Below are 2,866 nucleotides of genomic sequence, written 5' to 3'. Positions count from 1 at the left end.
AAAATTAGAGAGTGGAACGATGCTTAAACCAAGTGACAAATGGAGTTGGTATTATTCAGATAGCGAAAGCTGCCTGATGTTATACCTTGGTGATGAGATGGTTTTTAAGACCAATCTTTACCGTAATCTGCTCGTCGATTGTGCTTTTGCTGAGAATCATTTTTCAGTCGATGATGCGAGTGCTTTCCAAACCTACAAAGAGCAAATTGCCTATTTAGGTTTAAGTGAGCCAAGACAAGCCGAATTAGCACTCTATTGTGTTGCCGCTAAGCGTTTTCATAAACCTGTCCAACCTAAAAGTTGGTTTTTTGATCATCAAGGCTACGGTTTTGAACCGAGTGAAGGTGACATTGTTCGGTTGGTCAACGGCTACAGCCAAGGTTATTTCATCGTACTTGAGGTAGGGGACTGCGCTAGTCTTTGCGCCTTAGTCGATTTAGATGCGTTCATACTGAATGGTTCCAAACAGTTGGAATTCGGACAGGTCATTAAGGTTATGCATGACCGTATGGCTTGCGCCAATCATATTTTGCTCGAAGAGCACGTTGCTCTTGTGAGTTAACTTTTCCCTAATAGCACAACGTTTCGTTCCTTTGTTTCATTTCCCATCGGCTTAATAGCCGATTTTTTTTGCCTAGAGCTTTTCCCCAACTCAATCCTATCCGTCTGAATTCGATCTTAAATGTGAGATTTGTTCAGGATTCTGATGTTTTTTTCTTCAAAAGTGACGTTATAAACAGTGTCTACATCACTAGAAATGGCCGACATATTCCCATTTTTGGCTCGTTTGTAATTTATTTACACTGCAAAAAGCAATCTGGTATAGTCCAATTTGATAGTGAATAAATACTCACTTATCCCGTAGGCCTTGCTATATCTAGTAAGATGTTTTTGCAATGCTCGAAGCTTGTCTATTTGTAAAATTGGCGAGTAGTTAAGCAATTGAATGGTTGAGAAGGTGAAAGAGACACTTTGTTTTACTCAAGCGTGGGATTGTCAGGTATAATGCGTGGTCATTTTTATCAGTAAAAGAGCAGTATGAATCAATATCTAGCGGTTACCTCAAACGGTCTTGAGAACCTATTAGTTGAAGAACTAACCAAATTAGGGGTTACGGACGCAAAACCCGTGCAGGCCGGGGTAAAATTTAAAGCGTCGAAAGAGCAGATTTATCGCTGTTGTTTGTGGAGCCGTCTAGCATCAAGATTTGTTCGCGTCCTCTCTGAATTTACCTGCCAAAATGATATGGATCTTTACTTGTCAGCAAGTTCAGTGAACTGGGTTAATCATTTTCATAGTTCGAAAAAGTTTGTTGTCGACTTCAACGGTACAAATAACGAAATCCGCAACAGTCAGTACGGCGCGATGAAAGTAAAGGATGCGGTTGTCGACTGTTTCACCAAAAAGAACTTACCGCGCCCTTCGATCGATAAAGATCATGCAGATCTTCGTGTCCATGTACGCTTGCATAAAGATAAAGCCATTTTAGGGATTGATATGGTGGGCGGTGGTTTACATCAGCGCGGTTACCGTACCGAAGCGGGGCGAGCACCACTTCGTGAAACATTAGCAGCGGCTATTATTTTGCGTAGTGGATGGAGTGAAGCAAAGCCACTGCTCGACCCAATGTGTGGTTCTGGTACTTTGCTCATTGAGGCGGCCATGATGGCTGCTGGTATGGCCCCTAGTCTCAAGCGTCCAAAGTGGAGTTTCGAAGCTTTAGAGGATTTTGATGCAGAACTGTGGGCGCAAATAAAATCAGAGGCCAATGTTCAAGCAAGACGTGGTGTCAAGAAAGTTGACTGTAAGTTCTTTGGTTTTGATAACGATGCACGAGTGCTGCAGACCGCGAAAGATAACGCTCGCCGCGCAGGGGTTGAAGAACTGATTACCTTCCAGCTAGGTGATGCGGCACTGATCAAACGTCCTGAAGGGTTTGAGGATGGTGTGGTTATTTGTAATCCACCCTATGGTGAACGTTTAGGTACACATCCTGGTTTGATTGCTTTATACACGGCATTTGGTGGGCAATTAAAGGCTGAATTTGGCGGTTGCCAAGCGTCGATTTTCTCAAGCTCTGACGAATTACTCAGTTGTTTGCGTATGCGCGCTGAAAAGCAGTTTAAGTTAAATAACGGTGCGTTACCTTGTCACCAAAAGAACTACTCAATTTCATTGCGCACGGTAGAACCGGGAGCGTCTATTTCTCAAGAATCGGTGATCGCTCCTGATTTTTCGAATCGTTTAAAGAAAAATATTGCGAAAATTGGTAAGTGGGCGAAACGTGAATCACTCGATTGCTATCGTATTTATGATGCTGATTTGCCTGAATACAATGTTGCGATCGATGTTTATCTCGACCACCTAGTGATCCAAGAATACGCCGCACCTAAAGATATTCCAGAAGAAAAGGCTAAACGCCGTTTAACAGATATCATTCGTGCCGCGATTCAAGTCACCGGAACAGAAGCAAATAAAGTAGTACTCAAAGTTCGTGAAAAACAGAAAGGGCGCTCTCAATATCAAAAATTAGGGCAAATTTCTGAGACAATGGAAGTGAACGAGTATGGCGTTAAACTGATTGTCAATTTACATGATTATCTCGATACGGGTTTATTCCTTGATCATAAATTGACGCGTCGTCGCTTAGGGCAAATGGCAAAGGGTAAAGATTTCCTCAATCTATTTGCTTACACCGGCTCTGCAACCGTTCATGCCGCTTGCGGTGGAGCAAAATCAACCATGACGGTTGATATGTCTAAAACCTATTTAGAATGGGCTAAAGACAACTTAAAGCTCAACGGTCAAGTTGGACACCAGCATCGCTTTGAACAAGCCGACTGTGTGCAATGGCTAGAGACTGCAA

At 42.7% G+C, this 2,866-nt stretch carries 2 protein-coding genes; both read left to right on the top strand.

The annotated features are described in order from the left end of the window. Positions 1-19 precede the first annotated feature (19 nt). Positions 20-562, top strand: coding sequence for a cell division protein ZapC (locus tag B9J87_RS14010; protein WP_010320557.1), 543 nt, complete (start codon positions 20-22; stop codon positions 560-562). A 476-nt stretch (positions 563-1,038) separates the two neighbouring features. Continuing rightward, positions 1,039-2,866 (top strand): bifunctional 23S rRNA (guanine(2069)-N(7))-methyltransferase RlmK/23S rRNA (guanine(2445)-N(2))-methyltransferase RlmL (gene rlmKL, locus B9J87_RS14005; protein ID WP_094151327.1); only part of this gene is annotated, 1,828 nt, incomplete at its 3' end.

It is taken from the genome of Vibrio sp. V19_P1S1T109 (assembly GCF_002241375.1).
GTDB lineage: Bacteria > Pseudomonadota > Gammaproteobacteria > Enterobacterales > Vibrionaceae > Vibrio > Vibrio anguillarum.
The sequence above is the reverse complement of the archived record's forward strand: the minus strand, read 5'-3'. Positions and strand labels throughout refer to the sequence as shown.